Below are 24,632 nucleotides of genomic sequence, written 5' to 3'. Positions count from 1 at the left end.
AGGTATAACCCAGGACTGAGGGGTTCAGCACTTGATCTGATTAGGATTCCGGAGGTGCAAAATAATGCAAAAATATTTACGACTTTTGGTGTCGCCTACCGAACCGATCGCTAGGCGAACTTGTTATTTTGCGTTCACGCTGTTTTAAGCTAGGATGATGGCTTGCGCCGATTTGCTGCTGATTGCGGGCGCCAGGGTACAAGTCCCACAACAAATTCTGCTAAACCGGTCCAGGATTTCTACAACCCGTTTAGCGCAGGCCAAACGGGTTTTTTATTGCCATGACTGATACAAAAAAATACGGATTCACCACGACCATTCTCCACAGCGACCGGCAGAAGCCGATCGAGCATGGTTCACTGCATAAACCTATTCACACCTCCGTGACTTTCGGCTATCGCGATGCCCGTCAGCTGGCCGAAGTGTTTCAGGGCAAACAACCGGGTTATCGCTATGGCAGGCAGGGCAACCCGACCGTGTCGGCGCTCGAAGACAAGGTGACGAAGATGGAACAGGGTCTCGCGACCATCTGTTTTTCCACCGGAATGGCCGCGATTGGCGCCGTGACGCAAGGTTTGCTCAGAGAGGGAGACCATGTGGTGTCGTCATCCTTTCTGTTCGGTAATACCAATAGCCTGTGGCAGACGGTGAACGGGCAGGGCATCAAGGTCTCGATGGTCGACGCTACCGATGTCAAGAATGTCGAAGCCGCGCTTACCCCGGCGACCCGCATAGTCTTCGTTGAAACGATCGCCAATCCCCGTACCCAGATCGCCGACCTCAAGCGCATAGGCCAGCTCTGCCGCGACCGTGGCATCCTGTATGTGGTCGATAACACGATGACCTCGCCTTACCTGTTCCGCCCGAAGATGGTTGGTGCAGGACTTGTGGTCAATGCCTTGACCAAGTCCATCGGCGGTCACGGCCATGCGCTCGGGGGCAGCTTGACCGATACCGGCCTGTACGACTGGACCAGGTTTCCGAATATTTTTGACAACTACAAGCGCTTCGTTCCCGCGCAATGGGGCATGGCCCAGATTCGCGCGAAGAGCCTGCGCGACTTCGGCGGCAGCCTTGGACCGGAAGCCGCGCACCATATCGCGGTCGGCGCCGAAACCATGGCGCTGCGCCTGGAGCGCGAATGCGCAACCGCCATGGCGCTTGCGCGCATGCTGGAAGCGGACGACCGGGTTGCAGCCGTCCACTATCCGGGCCTTGCATCGCATCCGCAGCATGCGATCGCCTCCGAACTGTTTTCGGCTTATGGCAGCCTCGTCAGTTTCGAGTTGCGCGAGGATATAGACTGCTTCGATTATCTGAACCGGCTCAAGCTTGCCATACCGGCAAGCAATCTGGGCGACACCCGGACATTGGTTATTCCGGTAGCGCACACTATCTTTTACGAAATGGGAGCGGAGCGTCGCGCCGAGATGGGCATTGCCGAATCACTGATCCGCGTCTCGGTAGGCATCGAGGATACCGACGATCTGGTCGATGATTTCCAGGCCGCGCTGAATCGGTAACGGACCGGGATGGTAAAGCCTTAATTGGCAAAATTCCCAATAAAAACAATTCACTACAGAAACTGGATTCTGGCTAAAATACGCGTGTGATAGTCCACAGCAAGGAGCGCGTATGGCACGGCCGGAAAAGGTCCGCCTTGGTGAAATTCTGGTGCAGCAAAAGCTGCTCTCTGAAGAGCAGCTGCAGTTTTCACTAGGTGAGCAAAAGCGGACTGGACGCAAACTCGGACGTGTTTTCATCGAGAACGGCTTTGTCAGCGAAGAACAGATCTCCGGTGCACTCGCCAAGCAGCTCAACATCCCTTACATCAATCTCAAGTTCTTCAACGTCCGCTCCGAAATCGTACGCCTGCTGCCAGAGACACAGGCGCGCCGTTTTCGGGCCATAGCGCTGGAAGACAGGGGCAGTTCGCTCGTGATCGGTATGGCCGATCCGACCGATCTGTTCGCGTACGACGAGATCGCGCGTTCTGTCAAGCGCAATATCGAGCTTGCGGTGGTCAATGAAGGCGAACTGCTGCAGGTGGTCGACCGCATCTATCGCCGTACGGACGAAATCACCGATCTTGCCCGCGAACTGGAACAGGAACTCGGTGACAGTTATGTGGATTTCGGCGCGCTCGCCGGTGCAACGACGGGGGCCGAAGAGGCGCCGGTCGTCAAGCTGCTGCAGTCGGTGTTCGACGATGCCGCTCAGGTACGCGCTTCCGACATTCATATCGAGCCGCAGGCGGAAAGACTGCAGATCCGCTTCCGGATCGACGGCGTCCTGCATCTGCAGACGGAAGCCGATATCAAGATCGCGGCATCATTGGCCCTGCGCCTGAAGCTGATGTCCGATCTCGACATCTCGGAAAAACGATTGCCGCAAGACGGGCGATTTGCGGTCAAGGTCAGGCAGCATCCGATCGATGTGCGTATCTCCACGATGCCGACGCAATTTGGCGAATCCATCGTCATGCGTTTGCTCAACCAGGGAAGCGGAACGCTCAAGCTCGATTCCATCGGCATGCCGCCCAACATGGTCAAGAAGCTGCGCGCCATCCTGGAGCGGCCCAATGGCCTGGTCCTGGTAACAGGGCCCACCGGCAGCGGCAAGACCACGACGCTATATGGCGCTCTCGCGGAACTCAACTCGCCGGAAAGAAAACTGATCACCGTTGAAGATCCGGTCGAATACCGTCTTCCCGGCATCAATCAGGTGCAGGTCAACGAAAAAATCGAACTTAGCTTCGCACGCGTGCTCCGCTCGGCATTGCGGCAGGATCCTGACGTCATTCTCGTCGGCGAGATGCGCGACCAGGAAACCGCACAGATCGGCATGCGTGCAGCACTGACCGGCCACCTGGTGCTGTCGACATTGCATACCAATGACGCTGTCAGCACGCCAGTGCGCTTGCTGGATATGGGTGTGCCGCGCTACATGGTGTCGACCTCGCTTCAGGCGGTGCTGGCGCAACGCCTGGTGCGCGTGGTCTGCGAAAGCTGTGCGACGCCCTATGAGCTCAAGCCCAACGAAGCCGAATGGTTGAAATTCGAACTCGGAGATACGGTCGCCGCACGAAAATATCTGCACGGGCGCGGCTGCTCTCATTGCAACGGCACCGGATATCGGGGACGTACCGGGGTCTATGAAATGCTCGAAATGACCGAAGCCGTCGCCGACGCGGCGGGCCACGAAGATCCCGCACAGTTCATGAAGGTGGCGCAGGCCGCCATGGGGGGCGAAACCCTGCGCCGGCATGCGGTCGCACTGGTCGTTGCGGGCCGCACTACCGTCTCGGAAGCGATGCGCGTCAGCAACCAGTTCGAGGATTGACGTGCCGTATTTCGCCTATAAAGCACGCAATTCCAGGGGGGAGCTGCTCAAGGGCGTGCTCGAAAGCGTCGACAGCAATGTCGTCGCTGAGCAACTGCTCAATACCGGCGTTACGCCGGTCGAGATTGTCGTCACCAGAAAACCCGCATCGAACGCCGAAAACAATGTACTTGCAAAGCTTTTAGAGCCGAAGATTCGTCCTATCGATGTACAACTGTTCAGCCGGCAGATGTACACCCTGCTGAAATCCGGCGTGCCCATCTTCCGCGGGCTGGCCGGGCTGCAGGAATCGGCGATCAACAAGACCTTTGCCAAGGTGCTCAAGGACCTGCGGGAAAGCCTCGATTCCGGCCGGGAGCTGTCGGCTTCCATGCGAAGACATACCGATATCTTCAGCTCTTATTACGTCAGCATGGTGAGGGTAGGGGAGATGACGGGGCGGCTCGACGAAATCTTCCTGCGGCTGTTCAATCACATGGAATTCGAGCGCGACATGCGCGAACGGATTCGATCGGCCACGCGATATCCCACATTTGTCGTCATTGCCCTGGTCATTGCGATCGTGGTCGTTAACATATTCGTCATACCGGCTTTTTCACGCGTATATGCCGGCTTCAAGGCGGAGCTGCCGATCATGACCAAGATCCTGATCGGCAGTTCGAATTTCATGGTCAATCAATGGCCGTTCCTTCTTGCCTTGATAACGGCAGCGGCAATCGGATTCAAGCTGTATATCGGCACGCCGGGAGGACGATTCAAATGGGACAGGCTCAAGCTGCGCATTCCGCTGGCCGGCGTCATCATCCATAAGGGCACACTGGCGCGATTTGCGCGCAGTTTTGCGCTTGCCTCGCGCAGTGGCGTTCCCATCGTGCAGAGCTTGAGCGTCGTGTCGCAGGTGGTCGACAATGCCTACATCGCCGGACGGATCGAGCAGATGCGCGATGGCGTTGAACGCGGCGAAAGCGTGCTTCGAACGGCAACGACGACCGGCGTCTTTACCCCTATCGTTCTTCAAATGATCGCGGTCGGCGAAGAGACCGGCGAAATCGACGAATTGATGGAAGAAATCGCCGCCATGTACGAACGCGAGGTCGACTACGAAGTAAAAACCCTGAGCGCGAAGATCGAGCCTATCCTGTTGATCGGCCTCGGCATACTGATGCTGGTTCTGGCGCTGGGCATCTTCCTGCCGATCTGGGACCTGGGCAAGGCAGCCTTGAATAAATAAGTGCGTGCGCACTAAATATTTTGGCAAAATAATATGTTTTTTCGCGAACGCGTTTATTGCTGAGATTCGATGCAAACTGAAAAAGGGAAAGCAACGGTGGCTGTCCGTTACAGAGCGCGCGCTCTGGGCTTTACCCTTTTCGAACTGGTTCTTTCCATCCTCGTCGTGTCCCTGTTTGCAGGGAAGATGGCGGAACGCTTCGTGGACTATCAGGAACACGCGGAAAAAGCAGCCATGGAGCAAACCGTCGGTTCGATCCGAAGCGCGCTCAATATCCGGATGGCGGCGTTGATAGCAAGAGGGCGCAGCGAAGATGCGGTCAAACTGCTCGACATTAATCCGTTCAGCTTGCTGAACGAACAGCAGAAGAACTATGCGGGCGAATTCTACGATGTGACGGGTGACATACCGACCGGAAGCTGGTACTACGATCTGAGAGCCCGGCAGGCAGTCTATCTGGTGCAGCGAGGCAGCCATTTCGTCTCTTCGGATAACGGCAAACGCATCCGCTTTAAAACGGCATTGGTTTACAACACTCCTTTACCGGGAGAGACCGACAATAAGTCCAACGACCTTGGCGGCGTCGCGTTTCGCGAAGTACAACCCTACAAATGGGAGATCAGGTAAAACGATGCCATCCCATATGGACCTGTTTAACGATATTGTCTGGCGCTCGACCCTGCTCTTGATTTGGGGCGGCAGCGTCGTCGCGGTGCTGCTTGGTATAGGGCTGCTGCTTGCGCCGGTTCAAACGGAAAAATTCAATCGCTACTGGAGTCGCCGGATCGACACCAGTCGAATGACAAAATCGATCGGTAAGCCGGGCTGGCTTGAGAAATGGATTTACCGGCATCATCGCATTGCCGGGACAGTGATTCTTTTCGGATCCCTGTATGTGTTGAACGTGTTCCTGCTGCGCCCGGGAAGAATGAAGATAGATCAATTGGCCGCCGCCGATGCGTTTGGTCTTGTCGATGCCGTCTCGGTATTTTTTGTGATTACGGCAGTGATGAGTGCGTTCATCGGAACAGTGATTGCCTTCAAGCCGAGTATATTGCGTGAACTAGAAGGTGCCGTTAATAAATCTATTTCCCTAGAGAATCTCCTTAAGCGCTTTAAGTGGCGCGACGGTTTTTATACATTTATTGATGAGTATGTCTTTCATCAAAGAAAGATTTCGGCGGTAATTCTTATAAGCAGCGGATTGTATGTCTGTATACGATTGGGAATGGTGTTGCTGTTAAGCGATTTGAGACTCTAAACGGATAAAAACTACAGTGAGGCGACAAGCTTAATTGACAGTGCTCAAAAAAACTGCAACCATCTTTCCGATGGGAACTTCTCCCGTCTTGAGCTGCGGCTCTATTTGATGAGGTTGCGGCCTCGTACTGATTGAAGGAAAAGCAAATGAAAACAAAGCAAAATCAGCAATCCGGCTTCACCCTCATTGAATTGGTGATGGTGATTGTCATTCTTGGTATTTTGGCGGCGACGGCATTGCCAAAGTTCGTCGATCTTAAATCCGAAGCATCAACGGCGGCAGCTAATGGCGTCGCTGGAGCATTGGGTGCTGCTTCTGCCATCAATAAAGCGGCAGCCTCAGCAGGTTCGTCCAAAAAAGTTCCTATTAGTACCTGTCAGGGTATCAGTGCTCTGCTCGAGGGAGGAGCGCTTCCTACTGGTTTTACAATTACTACTGCAGCAATTGCAGCCCCGACCGCTGGACCGCCAGCTACTGATGGTACTGCTACTTGTACGGTAACCAGTACTGATGGTGGAAGCGCTACTTTTGTTGGTCACCATGTGGCATCGTAATAGCAATAGTCAATACGTAATGACGGTAGACGATATGGTCTAACTAGAATGGCGTCTCCAAAGCCCGCTTCGGCGGGCTTTGCATATGTGGCACGGAGTAAATTCGACGCCCAGTCCAAAGCGTCCGAAATTGGCCAGAATATTCCCGACACTGGAATGTAGTCCTATTTGAACTTTTTCGTTAATTTGAGAATTCTTAGCGTACGACATCTAGCCTTATGAATCTCAATTGGACGCTATTTGTCAGGCGCTTTCTCTACGGCGTATTACGCGTATGGATTTTGCTGGTACTGCTAATATCTGTAGTTATCAGCAGCTCCGCCCACGCAGCCTGCTCAAGCTGGCGCTCCCCCCAAAAAGCCTGGTTCAACGAATACTTCTTCGGCTCTGGCGGAAGCGCACCGCCGAACTTCCTCGAAGTCTACTCCACCAGTAACGCCTTCCCGGCAAGCTGGCAAAACTGGAGCATTGACGTCTATACCGGCGCCAATACAAAGACCACTTATCCGCTCACCAGCTCCACGTCCACTGCCTGCACTGTCAGTAACAAAACCTGGCTGACAACGAACGTTCCGGGCGGATTGCGTCAGCAGAACGCGCTCGTGCTTCTTAAAGATGAGGCCGGCGCCTATGTCGATGCCTTTGTTTTCGATAATTCTTCACCACCCGATCCCTGGCCGGGTGCGGCGGCAAGCAGTTGGTTTCCAGGGCTTGCCAATGCCTCGACGGGTTGTCCTGCGCTGGCAACGTCACTGACTTCGCAGGCGGGAACATCTGGCTCCACGCCCAAGCAGTTCAACATGCTGGTGTTGAAAAATTACGGTAACAAGGATATGGCGCGCGATCCGGACGGCGGATCCACATGGGACTTGACCAGTAATACCGGCTCGGGAACGACGTATACGCAGTGTGTGAGCAACAATGCCAACTTCACCAAGACGGTGGATAACGCTACACCGACGCCGGGCACTACGGTCACCTTTACACTCAATCTTGCCAATACGAGCAGCACCTCGATGGCGGGAGTCCAGATCACCGACTTTCTGCCGCCGATATTGACCTATATTTCATCGACGTCGTCCAATGCGTCCGACCCTCCCGTCACTACCGGAACCTACACAGCGACGGATCCCAATACCGGCTTGACCAGTAGCGTCACCTCGGTGAATTGGTCTCCCGCCACTGTCGCGGCCGGGACGATATCCAAGCTGAATATCAAGATGCAGGTTCCGGCGGATGCGCCGGAGGGGCACACCTATGTCAATACAGCGCAGACGACGGCGGGGCTGACCGACAGCCAGACGGATTTTGCCAATGTCACGATCGGGTCTCCGAATACGCCGAGTTTTGCCATCAGCGTCAGTCCAGCGACGTCGACGACCTGTACGCCCGCGCTGCTGGGACCTCAGGTCACGATCACCGCAATGAGTGCCGCCAACGGCACCGGTACGCCTTTAACCAATTACAACGGCACGGTTACCCTGACTGCGTCGACACCGAGCCCAAGGTGGTACAACAGTGCCGGCGTACGCCTGTCCGGCAATACGGTGACATTGACAAACGGTTCGATAACCTTGTATCTGGCCGATACCGTGGCCGAGACGTTCACGGTATCGGCAGTCGATGCGGTGTACGCATCACCGAATGTGATGCAAGGCTCGTCGGGCAATATCACATTTACAGCCGGTTCGACCGGATTGACGCTCACCGATGTCGATATATTGACTCCAAACTATGGCGCGGTCGCGGGCAGGCCGCATGCCGTAAGGGCAAACGTCTCTACCTGCGGCAGCACCGCGACGACGACAGGGCAATACAGTGGAACGATTTATTACATCCCCGGATTGAATCATCCTGCCGGAGCAACAGGGCCTACGATCAATACCAGCTCAGCCTCCTGTCCTGGTTCCGTGGTGGCGCCATTGACGACCGGCGGCACGCCGATCACGCTGAACTTTTCCGCAGGTCGGGCCACCTTTTATCTATGCTCAACCGATGTCGGACAATATGCGTTACGTCTTAGTGTGAGCGGAATACCAAGCGGAACCAATACCGTCACGGGGACATCCTCCAATTTCACCGTGCGTCCTTTCGTCATTACGGCAAGCGGATTCATGGCCGGATCGACAGCCAACCCTGCAGGAACCGCCGCCCTTGCCAAAGCCGGTGCATCATTCAGTGGCACCCTAAGCGCATGGCGCTGGGTCGCAAGCGCCGATACGGAAACCGATGGTTCAGGCGCGCAACGCGGCAACGGCATACCGGATGCAAATGCCACCGCCAGCACTATCACGACGGCTAATCCGGGACTGACTGCCCGTTTTAATGGGACGACCAACAACGCAGGCGTAGTCAGTCTGGCGTCCGTGCTCGCCCCTCCGGTGAATGCTCCCACGGATACGACTGCCTACACACTGGGTACGCTTTCGCCAACGACAGCTACTTTGGCAACCGGAACGGCGACACTGACGAATGCGATCAGTTACAGCGAAGTCGGCAACTTTAAAATTGGCGGCACGGAAGGTGGCGGGACGTATGCGGTGACGAATTATCTGGGTGCAGCAGGGTTGAACGTGCCGATTCTCAGCGATGTGGTAGGACGCATCACGCCGGATCATTTCACGGTGACGGCGCCGAACATCATTCGCCGGCCAGGATGTTCGCCCGACTCGACATTCACTTACATGGACGAAATTTTCAGCCTGGGCTTTACGCTCGCTGCACGCAATGCAAGCGGTGTCGCGATGCAGAACTACCGCAACAGCTACGCCTTTCTCAATCTGTTTGATCCCAACGATACAAAGTGGGCTTCCATGTCGGTGGCTGACCGGAATGCCAGATTCGCGGCGCAATGGGCGTCTACATCTACAGGGGCAGACGGCAGCTTTGGCCTTGGCGCTTATCAGGATCCAAGCGACCTTTCCTCCCGCATCGCGGTGACCGCGGCGGCGGGTAGCGGGTGGGTCAATGGCGCTAATACGATCAACGCAAATGCGAGATTTGCCAGAACCGCGGCTGCGCAGGATGGCCCGTTCGCGACCCTGACTATGGGTATTGTGCCGCGTGATACCGATGGCATCACGGTCAAACCGGCCGACCTGAACCTGAACGGGAATCGGGTCTCGCTGGGCACCAATAATCTCCGCTTCGGTCGGCTGGTGCTGTTCAGCGCGTCCGCACAAGGACAGGCAAACATCAATATGCCGGTACAGGCACAATATTGGAGCGGAAAGTCCTGGATACTCAACAAAGACGACAATTGCACACTCATTGCTGCGGGTGCATTGCGCGCGGCAAATTACCGGGATGGCAGGGGCAATGCCATGGCGGCATGGCCGGTCACGCTGGGAGGGGCTGTCCAGATCACCGGGGGGCTGGGGCAGCTTTCATTGACCAAGCCCGGCACGGTCAGGGCCGGCACTGTTGATGTCTGCGTTGACTTAGGCAACGACCCGGCTCCAGGGGTTGCTTGTGCAGCAACGCCAGGGAACCAGGGTTATCTCAAAGGCAGATGGGCTCCGGGCACCACTTTTCAAAACGACCCGGCGGCGAGCGCAAGCTTTGGCGTCTATACGCCAGAGACGCAAAGAGCCGTCCATATCCGGGAACTGTACTGATGACCGGCTCCATCCTGTCGGGCCGCCCAAAACCGGGTCCGGTTTACCGGAGGCCGGCCTATCGCTCAACCGGATTCACCCTCGTCGAGCTGGTGATGATCATGGTGTTGATCGGCATTCTCGCGGTGGTCGCCTTGCCGCGCCTGTCGAACACCGATGATTTCAAGGCAACGGCGTTTCGTGATGAAGCGGTAGCGGCCTTGCGTTATGCGCAAAAATCCGCAGTCAGCCACCGCAGACTGGTCTGCGCGGACGTTGCGGCCGACAGCATTACCTTGCGTATTGCATCGACCAATCCGGCCACGAGTTGTACGGCAACGACCCTGAATGCGCCTGACGGACAGGCTGCTTATGCCAGGAGTTCGGGCAATCTGATTTCGTTTGGCACGGGCCAGATCTATTTCCAGCCTTCCGGCTTGGTGACGTCGAACAGCGGAGTCACTACGGATTACACGATCGGCATCACAGGCCTTGCAGCTATCACGGTGGTGGGGGCAACCGGTTATGTCAATTAAAAGACAGGACGGCATGACGATGATCGAGCTGATCATGGCCATCGTCATTCTTGGCGTTGGCATCGCCGGTGTCCTGAGTGCTTTTACGACCGTGGTAAAGAGCAGCGCCGACCCGATGATCCGCAAGCAAATGCTGGCGATCGCCGAAGGCATGATGGAAGAAATTACCTTGCAGAGCTTTGCAGCGACCGCGCCGGCACCATCCATTACGCCGGGAGCATGCCCCGATCGAGGAACATTCAATGACATCCGCGACTATCACGGCATGCAAACGGCCAGTGGCTTCTGCGATACGGCCGGCACGCCGATTCCCGACCTGGCGGCTTATAACGTCGCGGTCGCGGTGAATCCGGCCGGCGGTTTAAATACCGTCGCGGGCAGCGGAAGTATTGCTGGCGGCAACGTGTTGCAGATCACGGTGACGGTGACTCACGGCGCCGAATCCCTGGAACTCGTGGGTTGGCGCACCAATTATGCGGCAGGGTTGCCGAACTAAGCATGAATACTGTTCCGATATTCAAGAAGGCGGATGTGCATGGAAGAGGGGCGAAGGCCTCGTGCGTCGGCGTTCCCGGTTTCACCCTGGTCGAACTGGTACTCGTTATCGCTCTTACCGGTGTTGTCGCCGCCGGACTGATGGTTTTCTTTATTCCGGCGACGAACAGTTATTTCGATGCGCGGCGCCGGGCAGGACTGACCGACCATGCCGACACGGCGCTGCGGCGCATGGCCCGGGATATCCGCATTGCGGTGCCGAATTCGATCCGCAGTCCCGGTAATCAGTGCTTTGAACTGCTGCCTACGCTTACCGGAGGACGTTATCGGATGGCATCGGACGTCGTGAGCGACGCTGCTACCTGTACATCCGCTACCTGCAGCGCGCCGCTCGACACCTCGCAGTCATCGACCGGTTTCGACGTACTGTCGCCGATGCCCACTCTGCCTGCTGTCGGCGACTGGGTTGTGGTTGGCAATCAGAACCCGAATGACGTTTATGCAGGCACAAATCGGACCGCCATTACAGCGATCGCCAATGCGCCGAACGCTGCGTTCGGACAGCAGCGGCTCACATTCGGTGCCCAACAATTCCCGCTTGGCTATGCGGGTGGAAGATTCAGCATCGTTGCCAATAATGGCGGTGCGCCAGCGGTGTTTTATATCTGCGACGGTGCGGACGGCACCGTTGATGCCCAGGGCAACGGAAAGGGCACCCTGTATCAGCTCAGTCGGCCATTTGCGCCGGCATATCCCGCGTCATGTCCAGCGGCAGCGGGTGCGGCTGTCGTGACCAGGAATGTCAGAAGCTGCAATTTTGTTTATAGCCCTAGTATTGGCAGCACGCAGCAGCGCGGGTTCGTCTGGATGCAATTGGACCTGAGCGAAAGCAATGAAACCCTATCGTTGTCGTTCGGGGCTCATGTGGACAACGTGCCATGACAAAACAGATAACGCAAAAAGGCTTCGGCGCTATCGCTGCCATCGTGGTGCTTGTCATTCTCGCCGTTTTTGCCGGCGCAATTGTCAAGTTCGGCACGGCGCAGCAGCTTGGATCGGCGCAGGACATTGAATCGGCCCGCGCTTGGCAGGCGGCGAAAGCGGGCACGGATTGGGGACTGTTTCAGATATTTCAGCCAGGGGGAATCTGGCGGACTGCTGCCGGTTGCAATAGCGCTGCGCAAACCTTGAACCTGACTGCGGTAAATGGCTTCCGGGTTACCGTGCGATGTGCGGCAACGCCCAATTATGTTGAAGGGGAAGACGCGAACGGAGCGCCACAGACGGTACGCGGCTATCGGATTGAAGCAGTGGCATGTAATTCTGCGATCTGTCCCGATGATAATGTGGCCACGACAGCGGGCTATGTCGAACGCGCGCGGCAGGTAATTGCCTTTTGTCCAGTAGGCACACTGGCAACCGATTGCCCCCCTTGATTTCTATATGGAAAGAGTTTAAAACAAGTCTGTTGGTTTGGTGGTCGCCATAGGGAAATTGATTGACAGCAAGGGCTTATTCCCATAAGTTCGGGTGGTTTCTCACCCATACGTCGTCAGCATGTTTTCCTTTGCAAAAACTAAAAAAAATCCGGGATGGATGGCCGTTAGTTTGCACACGGACGGCATTTGCGCGGTCCATGTTGTGCGACCGCCAAATGCCAAACCCAGCGTCGAGTGCGCCGTCTTCCAGCCGCTTGAAAAACTGCCCGTCGCTGATGCATTGGACAAGCTTGGCAAAGAGCGCAATCTTTCCCGTTACCAGTGTTCCACCCTGCTGGGCGCGCGCGAATACCAGATGCTGTCCGTCGAGGCTCCTGCCGTGCCTCCCGAAGAACTCAAGGCAGCGATCCGCTGGCGTATCAAGGATATGTTGGATTTTCATATCGATGACGCCACTGTGGACGTGCTTGCCGTCCCGTCCGACAAGAATGCATCAAGCCGCACCAACAGCATGTACGCGGTTGCTGCGCGCAATAATGTCATCAAGACGCGGCAGGAACTTCTGGGAAGCGTCAAGATTCCCTTGTCGGTCATCGATATCCCTGACATGGCACAACGCAATATCTCGGCCTTGCTGGAGCCTGAAGGGCGCGGCGTGGCGTTCTTGTCCTTCGATGCGGAGGGCGGATTGTTGACGGTCACCTATTCGGGTGAGCTCTACCTGACCCGGCGCATCGAAGTGCCGCTGTCACAGTTGCAGCAAACCTACGGCGATGACCGCGTTGCCTGCCACGAAAGAATCACGCTGGAATTGCAGCGCTCCCTGGATCACTTCGAAAGGCAATATCAGTTCGTCACGGTAGCCAGGCTGTTTCTGTCTCCACTGGGCGAGGCGGGCGAGTCCTTGCGCAGCTATCTTTCGTCGAATCTCTACATTCCTGTAGAAACCGTCGATCTGGGATCGATCGTCGATATCACAAAGATCCCAGATCTTGGCTCGGTCCAGTCGCAGCAGCGCTATTTCATGACGCTGGGCGCGGCCTTGCGTCACGAGGAGAAGACGCTGTGAGTCAGCAGATCAATCTCTTCAATCCGATTTTTCTCAAACAGAAAAAGCACTTTTCAGCGGTGACCATGGCCCAGGGGCTGGGCGTGATCCTGCTCGGTTCCTTTGTCGTCGCCGGCTATGCGCAAATGCAGCTGGGAGCGATCCAGGACCAGGCAGCATCCACGGCAACCCAGCTGGGTTCCACCAAGGCGCAACTGGCAAAGGTCAGCGCCGATTACGCGCCCCGACAGAAAAGCAAGGAACTCGAAGCGCAACTGCAGCAAGTCGAATCGGAATTGCGTTCTCAAACCCAGACATATGATTTCGTGCGGCGTGGAGGCGTAGGGAATACCAACGGCTACGCCGCCTACCTGCGCGCGTTTTCGCACCAGATTGTCGATGGACTCTGGCTGACCAGCTTCGGCATCGACGGTATTGCGAACGAGTTCGAGTTGCGCGGCCGCGCCCTGCAGCCGGAATTGGTGCCTGTGTATATCAGCCGCCTCAAGAAGGAGACGGTCATGCAGGGCAAGTCGTTCTCGCAATTGACGATGGTGAATCCCGAGGTCGATACGCCGCCTGATACCACTGCGAACCCGTCGGCCGCCAGCGCGCAGAAGCGGATCCCCGCGCGCTATGTCGAGTTTGTATTAAAGTCTTCCGGCGTGCCATCGGATGCAAGCAGGCAGGCCGGCCCGGCGGTCGAGGGCGCGGCAGGCGGTTTGGGAGCGGCGCAATGAAAGAATACTGGCAAAAACTGGCTCTCAGAATCGATGCATTGAGCTTGCGCGAACGTGCAATGGCTTTCGGCATTGCCGCGCTCATCCTGGTATCGATGGTCAACAGCTTTCTGGTCGACCCGCAGTTTTCGCAACAAAAGAAACTGGCCCAGCAGGTCAATCAGAACCAGCAGCAGATCGCGGCAATGCAGGCCGAAATCCGGCAGCGCGTGATGTCGCACGACGTCGACCCGGATGCGGCAACCCGGCTTCGCCTGGAGCAGTTGCTGCAGCAATCGGCAAAAATGAAGAGCGAGTTCACCGGGATGCAACATGGCCTCGTGTCACCGGACAAGATGCCCCTGTTGTTGGAGGATCTGCTCAAGCGTGACGGCCGGCTCCGGTTGAAGTCCTTGAAGACGCTGCCGGTATCGTCGTTGAACGAACCCTTGGAAGCAGCCCCCCCTGCCGGTGGGCCCCAGGCCGCCAAACCTGCGCAAAAGGAGCAGGCGGACCAGGCGGAGCCCAAGAGCGCGGTATATAAACATGGCGTCGAGATTGTCGTTGTCGGCAACTATGCCGATATCGCGAACTACCTCGATCAGCTCGAGCGCATGCCATGGCGGCTGTTCTGGGCCAAAGCCAAGTTCAATGTCGAAGCCTATCCTGATTCGAGTCTGACGCTGACTCTCTTCACGCTCAGCCTGGATAAAAAATGGCTCAACATTTGAGTAAAACAATTAAAAGAGCCACAATAGCCACAATTTATTTGATGGCAATATCGGCTATGACGGCAGGAGCGCAGGCATTACCCGACCCGACCCGACCTCCCGCGGCACTTCAGAAGCAGACGCCCGAGACCGACGAGGCACCGGCCGCGCTTCAGCTGCAATCGATATTGATATCACCCAAGCGACGCGTGGCCACGATCAGCGGGCAGATTGTTCATGTTGGCGACAAGGTGGGCGAAGCACAAGTAGTAAAAATCACGGAGAATGAAGTCGTTCTGCGCAATGGAAAGGATGTACAGACATTGAAGCTGTTACCTCAGGTCGACAGGAAGGCCGAGCAGGGCCGCAGCAACAGCACAAGAACAGGCAGCAGACCTCAATGATGGTAAGGTACAGCGTGCACAAAATTACATCAGCCATAGTGATTCTGGGATTGGCCGGATGTACATCCGCCCCCCCACGACACGACACCTTCAATCTGATCAATGCCGAATTGTCCAAGGCATCCGCCAGGCCGACTACCCAGGTTGCGCAGCCTGACGCGGTCGCAGCTGCCTTGCTTCCTCCTATCCAGATCGAGGTGCCCAGACCCCGGCAGCCTCTGGAAGAGCGTTTCGGGGTGACGTTCAACAATGTACCGGCCGCGCAGTTTTTCATGGGGATTGTGTCCGGTACGCAGTACAGCATGCTGGTTCATCCGGACGTCTCGGGGAACATCTCGGTCAATCTGAAGGATGTGACGGTGCTTGAGGCGCTCGATGCGATCCGCGAGTTGTACGGCTACGACTATAAGATCGAAGGCAACCGCATCTATGTCAAACCTTTGACCCTGCAGACCAAGGTCTTCCAGGTCAACTACCTGACCGGCAGCCGCAAGGGTACGTCAGATATTCGGGTTACCTCTGGCTCGGTCAGCGACACCTCATCCAGTGGTCCCGGTGCCGGCACAGGCAATAACGCCGGAACGCCATCTCTCCCGGGACAACCGCCGGGAGTGATCTCCACGACGCTCAATTCGAGCAAGATCAGCACGTCATCGACAAACGATTTCTGGAGCGAGCTTCGCCAGTCGCTTGAAGCCATCGTCGGAAACAAGGAAGGGCGTAGCGTCGTCATCAGCCCCCAGTCCGGAGTCGTGCTGGTTCGGGCGATGTGGGATGAGTTGCGCAACGTGTCGGCTTATCTGAAGGCGACCCAGCTGGCGGTCGACCGTCAGGTCATTATCGATGCCAAGATTCTGGAGGTCGAGCTGAGCGACGGATTCCAGTCGGGTATCAACTGGGCGTCCTTCGCGTCTCTCAATGCTTCCAGCAACAGCCGTGCTTCTTTGGGCATGGTGTCGCCCGGCGCGACGCTTTCGCCGCGGCCGCGCGACGGCAGCGCCTCAGCACCGCTCACGGGCGGAAACGCTAACTCGGTGATCGGCATTCCCGGATTTACCTTGGCGGCACCCAGCGGCGCGGCCGGATCCCTGTTCGGGCTTGCGTTCCAGACCAGTAATTTCGCAGCATTGATTTCATTTCTCGAGACCCAGGGCCATGTGCATGTGTTGTCGAGTCCGCGCATCGCGACGCTCAACAACCAGAAGGCGGTCCTCAAGGTAGGACGCGACGAGTTCTTCGTTACCAACGTCAGTACCACGACGACCGCGGTCGGCACCAGCAGCACGACCAGTCCCACCGTTACCGTTCAACCGTTCTTCTCGGGCGTCGCGCTCGACGTGACACCGCAGATCGACGAGAACGGAAACATCACGCTGCATATCCATCCTTCGGTCAGCAACGTGACGACCGTTGATAAACCGTTGAACCTCGGAGCAGCCGGCTCCTTCAGCCTGCCGCTCGCATCCAGCACGATCTCCGAAACGGATAGCGTTGTGCGCGGCCAGGACGGGCAAATCGTCGCCATTGGCGGACTGATGCGGCAGTCCACGGCATCCGACCGTTCGCAGCTGCCGGGTGCGGGCAATGCCCCGGGCATCGGTGCGCTATTCCGCAATACCAACCAGTCAACGCAGAAGCGGGAACTTGTCATTCTCCTCAAGCCCACCATTGTTCAGGGAAGTGCAACCTGGGCCCAGGACGTGATGGATACCCAACAACGAGTGCAGGGAATGGCTCCAAGAAGTCCGGTCTCGCAGTAATCAGCATGTACACGTCTCATTTTGGCCTTCGCGAGCTACCGTTCGGCATTACGCCGGACACCAGCTTCTTCTTCGCCTGCACCAACTACCAGGAAGCGCTCAATACGCTGCTGGTCGCCGTCAAGAATGGCGAGGGCTTCATCAAGATCACGGGCGAGGTAGGCGTTGGCAAGACGCTGATCTGCCGCAAGTTCATGACGGCTCTCGACAAGGGTTTCGTGACTGCCTACATTCCCAATCCGTATCTCGAGCCGCGTACCCTGATGCTGGCGCTGGCGGATGAACTTGAAATCCCTCAAGAGAAGGATGTGGACCAGCATCAACTGATTAAGTCGCTTAATCATCGTCTGCTGGTGCTGGCGCGCGATGGCAAGCGTACCGTGCTCTGTCTGGACGAGGCACAGGCCATGCCGCTGGAAACCTTTGAAGCGCTACGTTTGCTGACCAATCTGGAGACAGAAAAGCGCAAGCTTCTTCAGATCGTCATGTTTGGCCAGCCCGAGCTTGACAAGAAACTGGACCAGGATGCGATACGCCAGCTCAATCAGCGCATTTCTTTCCATTACCACCTTGGCCCATTGTCACAGGAAGACATGGAGTTCTACGTTTCGCATCGACTCAGCGTCGCCGGATATTCCGGAAGCCGCTTGTTCGACCGTGGTGCCATCAAGGGCTTGTTTGCCGCGAGCGGGGGTATTCCGCGGCTGGTCAATATTCTTGCGCACAAGGCCTTGATGCTGGCTTACGGAGAAGGCAAGCAGCAGGTAAATGCCCGCCACGTAAAGGCTGCGGCAAGCGATACCGGGGCGGCCAGAAAGCGCGCATCGCCGTGGCGATGGCTCGGTGCGGCTGCGCTGGTCGTGGCAGGAACAGGAATGGGATGGGTGTACTTCCAATGAGCCTGATCAACCAAATGCTCAAGGATCTGGACGCTCGGCGCTCCGAAGTGACCGGAACCGACTCTTACGGCCAGCAGATACGAGCCGTGCCGGGTCGCAAGGGTATACATCCGGCCTGGTGGGTTGCCGGAGCGCTGGCAACCGTGTTGTCCGGCCTGCTTGCATGGGTACTGTTGCGTTCGCCGCTTGTCGACCAGATGTTTGGAGCAAGATTGCCCGTCAAGTCGGACATCGCGATGAATGCAGGTGCACGGTCAACCATAGCAATGCCGCCATCAGCGGCAGTTCCAGCCATTAACGTGTCTGCGATGCAAACCTTGGCGCCTGATCCGGACATGGTGCGCGCGCAAGCCGTACCGCAAGGCGTGACGGTTTCTTCGAAACCAGCTACGCCGGCCCCAGCGGCCGCGTCGGTCGACGGTGCAGGCGCCGCCAAGGAAAATCCAGCCCCTCAGGCAAAGCCCAATGCCAATCCGTCTAATACTGTAGCTGCCAAAACAGACGAGGTAAAGCGTTCGGAGGCCGTACGCAGTACGGTCGAAAAAACCGTAACGGTGTCCGAGCCTGATCGCGTAAAACCGGCATCGGCCGGAAGAGCCGCATCCAATTCGTCGGCCACACCTGGAGAATCGCCTTCACAGGCGAGCGCCGGCAAGCAGGTCAAGGAATTCACAGCGCAGCAACGTGCCGAAAACGAATATCGCAAATCCATTGAGACACTTCAGCAAGGCCGAACGACAGAAGCGGTCGCTGGCCTGGATCTCGCGCTGCAGCTCGATCCCCGGCATGCCGCTGCCCGGCAGATGCTGGTCGGCGTCCTGATCGAAAACAGGCGTGCCGATGACGCAATGCGCATTGCCCGTGAAGGCCTGGCCGTGGATCCGGCCCAGCCTGGCCTGGCCATGATCCTGGCCCGCCTTCAACTCGAAAAAGGCGAGCTGCGTTCGGCCATCGAGACCCTGGAGCGCGGACACCAACATGCGGGAGAACGGGCCGACTACCTCGCTTTTCTGGCGGCTCTGCTCCAGCGCGATGGTCAGCATAGGAAAGCCGCTGACCAGTATCTGCTGGCTCTCCAGAAGTCGCCGCAAAACGGCGTATGGTGGATGGGTCTGGGCATCTCGCTGCAGGCGGACCAAAAGATTGCCGATGCCCAGGAAGCGTTCAGGCGCGCCAAATCCAGCAATGGCTTGTCGCCGGAACTGCAGGCTTTCGTCGATTCCAGATTAAGTCAGCTCCAGCGCTGACGCCGGCATGATTGCGCCGGCATGGATCGCCAACCGGCTTAAATTATTTTGCTTGCTGTCACCCGATCAAAAGTCTTTTCATACCGCTGTGGACGGTAAGTCTTCAGCAGCTCGACGAGATCAAGCGGCTCGGCCGCATGCACCAGCAGCGAGGCTTGTTCGCGCCGCAGGAAGCGCTCCTCGATCACATGTTCCAGGAAGCCGATCAGGCCGTCATAGAAGCCATTGACGTTCAGCAGCCCGATCGGTTTGTCGTGAAAACCGAGCTGCGACCAGGTGAACACTTCGAACAATTCTTCCAGCGTTCCTATGCCGCCCGGCATGGCAACAAAGCCATGTGACAATTCCGCCATCAAGGCCTTGCGCTCATGCATGTCCTTGACAATATGCAGGTGTGTCAGGCCTACATGGCCGACCTCCTTATCCATCAAGGCTTTGGGGATAACGCCGGTGGCTTCGCCGCCAAGGCGCAATACTTCATCGGCGATGATGCCCATCAGGCCGACGTTACCGCCGCCATATACCAGGGAGATATTTTCATCCACCATGGTTTTTGCCAGCATGCGTGCGGCATCGGCATAGACCGGGGAAGCTCCGGCGGACGAACCGCAATAGACACAGAGTGATTTCATTTCAGACATGAATAAGCTTTGGAAAGGCCGCCGTACGATACGGCGACAATTGCCACCAGTATAGCGGTAAGCAGGCAGGCCGAAACTCTCTAGTCCTACTGCGTCACGACGTGCTCCCCCTTGCAGGGGGATAAGTGCGGGGTTTCGCAAAGCATGCTTTGCGCCGCACGAATCCAAGCCGCTTACCAGCGGCGAGGTGGGACGGTTGGGATGGGGCGGCCCGCGTAGGGGTAGAGAGGTCGAATCGGCGCAATCGTTAGCGCAACCACTCTACCCCCGCCCTACGCCGGGCGCCCCTAGCCCTCCCCCTGCAAGGGGGAGGGAACTGGACAGTGATGTTTTGTGACGCAGTAGTACTAAGGCGCCTTCAGCTTCTTGAGATAGTCTTCGGCCAGCTTGTTGAACCGCAGACGGGTTTCGCCGCGCAGATAGGGGCCGATCTGCGACAGTACCTGGTAACAGCCGCGCGCCAGCGCTTCAGCCATGGCTTCCTGCTCGCTGTACTTGCGCGGATTGCGCACGTATTCATACGACAGCCAATATGTGGCCACGACTACCAGGTTTGTCGCCAGCGCATCGATCTCCAGGTCGGTCGCCTCCAGCGCCTCGTCGGCACGCAAGCCTTGGCATAACTGCTGCGCGACCTTGATCTTGTGGGCCAGAATCTGCTTGAAGTGGAGTTCCAGCTTGCGGTTGCGCGACAGCAGATCGCTCAGGTCGCGGTAAAAGAACCGGTAACGCCATACCAGTTCAAACATCAGGTGCAGGTAGAGCCAGACGTCTTCGATGTTCGGACGGCGGTCGGCCGGTACCGCGAGCATGCGGCCGATCTCCGCTTCGAACTGTGCGAAGAGCGAATTGACGATATCGTCCTTGTTGCGAAAATGGTAGTACAGATTGCCTGGCGAGATATTCATCTCTTCGGCAATGACGGTCGTGGTGATGTTCGGTTCGCCAAACTCGTTAAACAGTCGAAGCGACAGTTCAAGTATTCGCTCGCGTGTGCGCCGAGGGGCTTTTTGTTGCATGCTGGCTGCCTCCCAGAGGTGTTGTCGTTTTTCGGCAAGCATATCATCGATAAATCGATACAGATACGTGCCGGCGCCTCAGCGCAACGCAATTTTTGGGGTATCAAGCGAGCTTTTTGGGATTTATGCTTTACAGAGCGGAACGACGCCCCGTAGATTGTCACGGGGCGCAGATTCACGGTTGTGTCGGCAATAGCTGAGTATCGCTCTTGTAACTATCGATCATTATTTTTGGGGAAGAATAACCGTATCGATCTCATGGATCACACCGTTATCCGCCATCACGTCGCTCTGGATGACGTTTGCATTGTCGAAAGTCACCTTGCCGTTATCGTTTTTCAGCGTCACTTCCTGTCCCTGGACCGTTTTTACCTTGCCCGGCTTGACTTCAGCAACGGCAATTTTGCCGGGTACGACGTGATGGGTCAGCAATTCCGCAAGCTTGGCTTTATCCTTCATCAGCTCCGACATCGTGCCGGGCGGCAGTTTATCGAAAGCGGAATCGGTTGGTGCAAATACCGTATAAGGGCCGGAATTCTTCAGGGTATCGGCTACCCCCGCAGCTTTTGCTGCTGATACAAAGGTCTTGAAGGTCGGTGTCGTCGAGGCGGTTTCAATAATGTCCGCCGCAGATGCCGGCAAGATAACAAGCAAGGCCCCAATGGCCGATGCAAATGCAGCGAAGATCCGCTTCATGTTTTACTCCTTGTTGAGAGGAAAGATGGGTGTGCGCGGCATGAGTGGTGCCGCAACGCTGGCGGTGCATCGCGTCCTTCCTGTCAGTTTGCAAACGGCTTGAAAAGTTCCTTTATCCTTGGCAGGTTCGAAATTTTGAAACGACGCTGCCATAATGCAAGCATATGACGTACCCATATTGATAGGAGCAGGCATGACGACCGTCCGGCTGGACCATCTTGTTATTGTTGCAGACAATCTGGAACAAGGCTGCGATCACTGCGAATCGATGCTTGGCGTTCGTCCGGAAGGCGGAGGAGAACATCAGCGCATGGGCACGCACAACCGGCTCTTGCGGCTGGGTGATGATTGCTATCTCGAAGTCATTTCCATCAACCCGACCGCACAGGCGCCAGACCGGGCGCGCTGGTTCGGTATGGACGATCCGGCCCAGCATGCACGCGTGCGTGCCAGGCCCTTCCTGGCGACCTTTGCCTGCAATACATCTGAAATCGATGCGGCGGTCGCGGCCTTGCCGGCGTTGGGCGAAGTCCGCGCCATGCAGCGCGGGTCGCTTCATTGGCAGATAACGATTCGCGCGGATGGCGCACTGGTAGAACACGGAGCGGTACCGTCCCTGATTCAGTGGCCGCAAGGTGTGCATCCAGTGAGGGGTTTGCCGGTATCGGGCCGTGAACTGCTCAAACTCGAGGCAAGACATGCCGATCCCGAACGACTGCTGAATCAATGGCGCCAACTCGGCATTACCGATGCGCGGCTCAGTGCGGTACAAGCCGGAGCAGGCGAAGATCCCGGCTTGATCGCCCATATATCGACACCGACAGGCGTGAAGATAATCTCCTGATTGATTTCCATCGGAAACAATTGATGGTTTCCACGGTAAGCTAGAGCCCTTTCGTCCTGACTGTACCGTCAATCCCGGACGATTTGCTTGCGGCACGGCGTTGCGATTCCTTGCCATGGCTCGCCATGTCGCGTCACCGCGCCTTGTTCCGCAAGCAAATCGCCTCGGCCTTGCCTGGTCCATTCAGGACGAAAGGGCTCTAGCGACTACCAATTTGCACCTGACTCATTCTTGATGGAGTGCCTGCATGCTCATCAATTGCGTTGCATATCAACATGGAAAGCGGCTCAGCGATGTTGCCATTGATGAGATTGGCAGCTTTCTTGCACGGCCGGACTGCTTTGTCTGGGTTGCGCTGAAAGATGCCGAGCCGGATGAATTAAAGCGCATGCAATCGCAGTTCGCTTTGCATGAACTGGCAGTGGAAGATGCAGCGCACGGCCATCAGCGTCCGAAGATAGAAGAGTATGGCGAATCCCTGTTCGGCGTCATGCATATGGTCGAAATGGTCAATGGTGAACTCGTCGTCGGCGAGTTGGATGTATTTGTAGAAGAAGATTATGTGGTGTCGATACGTAATCGCAGCTCGCAAGGTTTCCTGGGCGTGCGCGCCCGCTGCGAACGTGAACCGCATCTGTTGAAACAGGGGGCGGCCTTTGTTTTCTATGCATTGATGGATGCGGTGGTCGACCGGTATTTCCCTGTGCTCGATGCCATCGAAAGCGAGCTTGAGGTGATCGAGGAGCAGATCTTCGTCAGCGGCTCGGAGCGCGCCAACATCGAAAAGCTGTACCAGCTCAAGCGCAAGGTGACGACACTCAAGCATGCGGTAACGCCACTGATGGAAGCGGTCGGCAAGCTGTATGGCGGCAGGGTTCCGCGCATCTGCATCAATACACAGGAATACTTTCGGGATGTCTACGATCACCTTTACCGGATCAACGCTTCCATCGACACGATCCGCGACACGATAGGTACGGCGATTCAGGTCAATTTGTCGATGGTCGCCATCAGCGACAGTGAAATCAATAAGCGGCTCGCCGCATGGGCAGCGATCTTTGCGGTCGCTACCGCTTTCGTCGGATTATGGGGAATGAACTTCGATGTGATGCCGGAATTGCGATGGGAATACGGCTATCCTGTCGCGCTGGCATTCATCACGTCGCTATGTGCATACCTGTATGGCCGTTTTCGCAAGGCCGGATGGCTCTAGCGATCCCGGTCAAATTCATGTGCGACGCAAGATCATGCCAACACGCGTTTGCCTGACGAAGCCTCCACCTCGCGCGACACCGCACGGACTTGCTGAATCACTTCAGCCTGGATAAGCGGATGCAGTCCCAGTGCAACGTGTCCGATGGCATGGAATTCGATATTCTTTGCGCCGTCCAGCCAGGACGAGGTCTGCGGCGAGATGATGTTGTCGTGATGCGAATAGATCGAGACGAACAAGCGATATGTGTCCTTGCTTTCTTCGGCGGCGAGCTGCAACAGCCAATCGCTAGCGATCCCTTCTTCTTCCACCGCGGTCCAGCGCATCTGATGCGTATTGATTCCTACGCCGAAATGCGCCAGTGCCGTGCCGCGATGCGGTGTGCCCAGAGTAATTGCTTTTGCGATACGTGCGCTTCCATGCCCGCGCAGATAAGCCCGTGTGGCAAGGCCACCCATGCTATGAGCAACCACAATGAGCTTGCCATGGCCGGTCTCTCGGCACAATGCTTCGACCGCTTCATGAATCTGTTTGGTGTAGGCGTCGATACTTCCGATGACCGGCTCCAAGTCGATCGCATGATGCGTGATGCCCGTCTTCAGCAAGGCCTTGCTCATGGAGTCCCAATAGCCGCTATTGCATCCATATCCATGAATTAACAAGACCGGCAGCCCTTGTGGCCGTTCCGGGACGCGCCTGGAAAAGGCACGGAAAGCCATGGTCCAGGAGGAGGTGAACATGGTTGCGGCAAACTCATGCAAGAACAAGCGCAGCAATTCGCGCGTCCCTATTTCGTAATGCGCAGGCAGCTTGCTGCGGGTACGCGATGCAAGAACGAAATTGTTTGCAGTAATCGCCATCCGGACCAGCACGATCGTTGATACGCTGAACGTAATCGCTCCGGGAATTCCAAGCTGAGGCCACCAGCGGATAAGCGCGGCATAAATAGCGATACCGGCAATGAACTGTACGACCAAG

24 protein-coding genes are annotated in these 24,632 nt (G+C 56.7%); 20 read left to right on the top strand and 4 right to left on the bottom strand.

Annotated features, from left to right (window positions below; genetic code table 11):
- Positions 1 to 281 precede the first annotated feature (281 nt).
- The 18 genes from D3871_RS10245 to D3871_RS10160 all read left to right on the top strand — a co-directional run bounded on the left by D3871_RS10245 (position 282) and on the right by D3871_RS10160 (position 19,241).
- Positions 282 to 1,523, top strand: a complete 1,242-nt coding sequence (locus tag D3871_RS10245) for a cystathionine gamma-synthase family protein (protein WP_119768796.1) — start codon at positions 282 to 284, stop codon at positions 1,521 to 1,523.
- Positions 1,524 to 1,635: 112 nt separating this feature from the next.
- Positions 1,636 to 3,342, top strand: a complete 1,707-nt coding sequence (locus tag D3871_RS10240; RefSeq protein ID WP_119768795.1) for a GspE/PulE family protein — start codon at positions 1,636 to 1,638, stop codon at positions 3,340 to 3,342.
- A gap of 1 nt (position 3,343) precedes the next feature.
- Positions 3,344 to 4,573 carry a type II secretion system F family protein gene (locus D3871_RS10235; RefSeq protein WP_119768794.1) on the top strand — a complete coding sequence of 410 codons (1,230 nt, stop codon included), beginning with the start codon at positions 3,344 to 3,346 and terminating at the stop codon, positions 4,571 to 4,573.
- 69 nt (positions 4,574 to 4,642) lie between these two features.
- Complete coding sequence (locus tag D3871_RS10230) at positions 4,643 to 5,200, top strand: pilus assembly FimT family protein (protein WP_119768793.1); 558 nt, start codon at positions 4,643 to 4,645, stop codon at positions 5,198 to 5,200.
- A gap of 16 nt (positions 5,201 to 5,216) precedes the next feature.
- Positions 5,217 to 5,834 (top strand): hypothetical protein, encoded by a 618-nt coding sequence (locus D3871_RS10225; protein WP_119768792.1) that lies wholly within the window; start codon positions 5,217 to 5,219, stop codon positions 5,832 to 5,834.
- Between the two features lie 146 nt (positions 5,835 to 5,980).
- Positions 5,981 to 6,388, top strand: coding sequence for a type II secretion system protein (locus tag D3871_RS31305; protein WP_119768791.1), 408 nt, complete (start codon positions 5,981 to 5,983; stop codon positions 6,386 to 6,388).
- A 218-nt stretch (positions 6,389 to 6,606) separates the two neighbouring features.
- Positions 6,607 to 10,005, top strand: a complete 3,399-nt coding sequence (locus tag D3871_RS10215; RefSeq protein WP_119768790.1) for a DUF11 domain-containing protein — start codon at positions 6,607 to 6,609, stop codon at positions 10,003 to 10,005.
- Entirely contained in the window at positions 10,005 to 10,520 is a 516-nt protein-coding gene (locus D3871_RS10210) for a pilus assembly FimT family protein (protein WP_233575569.1), read from the top strand. Before D3871_RS10215 ends, D3871_RS10210 begins: the two co-directional genes overlap by 1 nt.
- Positions 10,510 to 11,016 carry a prepilin-type N-terminal cleavage/methylation domain-containing protein gene (locus D3871_RS10205; protein ID WP_119768789.1) on the top strand — a complete coding sequence of 169 codons (507 nt, stop codon included), beginning with the start codon at positions 10,510 to 10,512 and terminating at the stop codon, positions 11,014 to 11,016. Before D3871_RS10210 ends, D3871_RS10205 begins: the two co-directional genes overlap by 11 nt.
- 2 nt (positions 11,017 to 11,018) lie before the next feature.
- Positions 11,019 to 11,957: a type II secretion system protein gene (locus tag D3871_RS10200; protein ID WP_119768788.1), complete on the top strand. Its 939-nt coding sequence runs from the start codon at positions 11,019 to 11,021 to the stop codon at positions 11,955 to 11,957.
- Positions 11,954 to 12,451 carry an MSHA biogenesis protein MshP gene (locus D3871_RS10195; protein ID WP_119768787.1) on the top strand — a complete coding sequence of 166 codons (498 nt, stop codon included), beginning with the start codon at positions 11,954 to 11,956 and terminating at the stop codon, positions 12,449 to 12,451. The genes D3871_RS10200 and D3871_RS10195 overlap by 4 nt, the downstream gene beginning before the upstream one ends.
- Before the next feature lie 205 nt (positions 12,452 to 12,656).
- Positions 12,657 to 13,523, top strand: a complete 867-nt coding sequence (pilM, locus tag D3871_RS10190; protein ID WP_338016836.1) for a type IV pilus biogenesis protein PilM — start codon at positions 12,657 to 12,659, stop codon at positions 13,521 to 13,523.
- Positions 13,520 to 14,242 carry an MSHA biogenesis protein MshI gene (locus D3871_RS10185; RefSeq protein ID WP_119768785.1) on the top strand — a complete coding sequence of 241 codons (723 nt, stop codon included), beginning with the start codon at positions 13,520 to 13,522 and terminating at the stop codon, positions 14,240 to 14,242. The genes pilM and D3871_RS10185 overlap by 4 nt, the downstream gene beginning before the upstream one ends.
- On the top strand, positions 14,239 to 14,952 hold the full coding sequence (locus D3871_RS10180; RefSeq protein ID WP_119768784.1) for a type II secretion system protein M: 714 nt from the start codon (positions 14,239 to 14,241) through the stop codon (positions 14,950 to 14,952). Before D3871_RS10185 ends, D3871_RS10180 begins: the two co-directional genes overlap by 4 nt.
- Positions 14,937 to 15,335, top strand: coding sequence for an MSHA biogenesis protein MshK (locus D3871_RS10175; RefSeq protein WP_199724751.1), 399 nt, complete (start codon positions 14,937 to 14,939; stop codon positions 15,333 to 15,335). Before D3871_RS10180 ends, D3871_RS10175 begins: the two co-directional genes overlap by 16 nt.
- A complete protein-coding gene (gene mshL, locus D3871_RS10170; RefSeq protein ID WP_420799637.1) occupies positions 15,332 to 17,095 on the top strand; it encodes a pilus (MSHA type) biogenesis protein MshL in 1,764 nt (587 codons plus the stop codon). Before D3871_RS10175 ends, mshL begins: the two co-directional genes overlap by 4 nt.
- Positions 17,096 to 17,100: 5 nt before the next feature.
- Positions 17,101 to 17,994 carry an ExeA family protein gene (locus D3871_RS10165; protein ID WP_119768783.1) on the top strand — a complete coding sequence of 298 codons (894 nt, stop codon included), beginning with the start codon at positions 17,101 to 17,103 and terminating at the stop codon, positions 17,992 to 17,994.
- The gene (locus tag D3871_RS10160) at positions 17,976 to 19,241 is read left to right on the top strand and encodes a tetratricopeptide repeat protein (RefSeq protein WP_158597903.1); all 1,266 of its coding nucleotides are present in this window, start codon (positions 17,976 to 17,978) and stop codon (positions 19,239 to 19,241) included. The genes D3871_RS10165 and D3871_RS10160 overlap by 19 nt, the downstream gene beginning before the upstream one ends.
- Before the next feature lie 38 nt (positions 19,242 to 19,279).
- On the opposite strand, the gene D3871_RS10155 is transcribed toward D3871_RS10160, so the two are convergent.
- From D3871_RS10155 to D3871_RS10145, 3 genes are all read right to left on the bottom strand, one after another.
- Positions 19,280 to 19,873: an LOG family protein gene (locus D3871_RS10155; RefSeq protein WP_119770008.1), complete on the bottom strand. Its 594-nt coding sequence runs from the start codon at positions 19,871 to 19,873 to the stop codon at positions 19,280 to 19,282.
- 356 nt (positions 19,874 to 20,229) lie between these two features.
- Positions 20,230 to 20,901, bottom strand: coding sequence for a TetR/AcrR family transcriptional regulator (locus tag D3871_RS10150; protein WP_119770007.1), 672 nt, complete (start codon positions 20,899 to 20,901; stop codon positions 20,230 to 20,232).
- A gap of 225 nt (positions 20,902 to 21,126) precedes the next feature.
- Positions 21,127 to 21,597 carry a fasciclin domain-containing protein gene (locus D3871_RS10145; RefSeq protein WP_119768781.1) on the bottom strand — a complete coding sequence of 157 codons (471 nt, stop codon included), beginning with the start codon at positions 21,595 to 21,597 and terminating at the stop codon, positions 21,127 to 21,129.
- A 193-nt stretch (positions 21,598 to 21,790) separates the two neighbouring features.
- On the opposite strand from D3871_RS10145, the gene D3871_RS10140 reads away from it, so the two are divergent.
- Together D3871_RS10140 and D3871_RS10135 are read left to right on the top strand one after the other, a co-directional pair.
- Complete coding sequence (locus D3871_RS10140; protein WP_119768780.1) at positions 21,791 to 22,441, top strand: VOC family protein; 651 nt, start codon at positions 21,791 to 21,793, stop codon at positions 22,439 to 22,441.
- A gap of 247 nt (positions 22,442 to 22,688) precedes the next feature.
- The gene (locus D3871_RS10135) at positions 22,689 to 23,654 is read left to right on the top strand and encodes a magnesium and cobalt transport protein CorA (protein ID WP_119768779.1); all 966 of its coding nucleotides are present in this window, start codon (positions 22,689 to 22,691) and stop codon (positions 23,652 to 23,654) included.
- Between the two features lie 32 nt (positions 23,655 to 23,686).
- Here the strand turns inward: D3871_RS10135 and D3871_RS10130 are convergent, their stop codons facing one another.
- The gene (locus D3871_RS10130; protein WP_338016835.1) at positions 23,687 to 24,631 is read right to left on the bottom strand and encodes an esterase/lipase family protein; all 945 of its coding nucleotides are present in this window, start codon (positions 24,629 to 24,631) and stop codon (positions 23,687 to 23,689) included.
- Position 24,632 lies beyond the last annotated feature (1 nt).

The organism is Noviherbaspirillum saxi, from assembly GCF_003591035.1.
In the GTDB taxonomy this organism is placed as follows: Bacteria; Pseudomonadota; Gammaproteobacteria; order Burkholderiales; family Burkholderiaceae_D; genus Noviherbaspirillum; species Noviherbaspirillum saxi.
Note: the sequence above shows the minus strand (reverse complement) of the source record. Positions and strands in the feature narration are given on the sequence as shown.

What these genes read in the sequence shown, in the direction of transcription:
- D3871_RS10230 (WP_119768793.1), top strand. Translation starts at nt 4,643, where the DNA reads ATGCAAACTGAAAAAGGGAAAGCAACGGTGGCTGTCCGTTACAGAGCG.
- D3871_RS10175 (WP_199724751.1), top strand. Translation starts at nt 14,937, where the DNA reads ATGGCTCAACATTTGAGTAAAACAATTAAAAGAGCCACAATAGCCACA.
- D3871_RS10135 (WP_119768779.1), top strand. Translation starts at nt 22,689, where the DNA reads ATGCTCATCAATTGCGTTGCATATCAACATGGAAAGCGGCTCAGCGAT.
- D3871_RS10245 (WP_119768796.1), top strand. Translation starts at nt 282, where the DNA reads ATGACTGATACAAAAAAATACGGATTCACCACGACCATTCTCCACAGC.
- D3871_RS10205 (WP_119768789.1), top strand. Translation starts at nt 10,510, where the DNA reads ATGTCAATTAAAAGACAGGACGGCATGACGATGATCGAGCTGATCATG.
- D3871_RS10210 (WP_233575569.1), top strand. Translation starts at nt 10,005, where the DNA reads ATGACCGGCTCCATCCTGTCGGGCCGCCCAAAACCGGGTCCGGTTTAC.
- D3871_RS10240 (WP_119768795.1), top strand. Translation starts at nt 1,636, where the DNA reads ATGGCACGGCCGGAAAAGGTCCGCCTTGGTGAAATTCTGGTGCAGCAA.
- D3871_RS10160 (WP_158597903.1), top strand. Translation starts at nt 17,976, where the DNA reads ATGGGTGTACTTCCAATGAGCCTGATCAACCAAATGCTCAAGGATCTG.
- D3871_RS10200 (WP_119768788.1), top strand. Translation starts at nt 11,019, where the DNA reads ATGAATACTGTTCCGATATTCAAGAAGGCGGATGTGCATGGAAGAGGG.
- D3871_RS10155 (WP_119770008.1), bottom strand. Translation starts at nt 19,873, where the DNA reads ATGAAATCACTCTGTGTCTATTGCGGTTCGTCCGCCGGAGCTTCCCCG.
- D3871_RS10165 (WP_119768783.1), top strand. Translation starts at nt 17,101, where the DNA reads ATGTACACGTCTCATTTTGGCCTTCGCGAGCTACCGTTCGGCATTACG.
- D3871_RS10145 (WP_119768781.1), bottom strand. Translation starts at nt 21,597, where the DNA reads ATGAAGCGGATCTTCGCTGCATTTGCATCGGCCATTGGGGCCTTGCTT.
- D3871_RS10195 (WP_119768787.1), top strand. Translation starts at nt 11,954, where the DNA reads ATGACAAAACAGATAACGCAAAAAGGCTTCGGCGCTATCGCTGCCATC.
- D3871_RS10150 (WP_119770007.1), bottom strand. Translation starts at nt 20,901, where the DNA reads ATGCAACAAAAAGCCCCTCGGCGCACACGCGAGCGAATACTTGAACTG.
- mshL (WP_420799637.1), top strand. Translation starts at nt 15,332, where the DNA reads ATGATGGTAAGGTACAGCGTGCACAAAATTACATCAGCCATAGTGATT.
- D3871_RS10225 (WP_119768792.1), top strand. Translation starts at nt 5,217, where the DNA reads ATGGACCTGTTTAACGATATTGTCTGGCGCTCGACCCTGCTCTTGATT.
- D3871_RS10180 (WP_119768784.1), top strand. Translation starts at nt 14,239, where the DNA reads ATGAAAGAATACTGGCAAAAACTGGCTCTCAGAATCGATGCATTGAGC.
- D3871_RS10140 (WP_119768780.1), top strand. Translation starts at nt 21,791, where the DNA reads ATGACGACCGTCCGGCTGGACCATCTTGTTATTGTTGCAGACAATCTG.
- D3871_RS10215 (WP_119768790.1), top strand. Translation starts at nt 6,607, where the DNA reads ATGAATCTCAATTGGACGCTATTTGTCAGGCGCTTTCTCTACGGCGTA.
- D3871_RS31305 (WP_119768791.1), top strand. Translation starts at nt 5,981, where the DNA reads ATGAAAACAAAGCAAAATCAGCAATCCGGCTTCACCCTCATTGAATTG.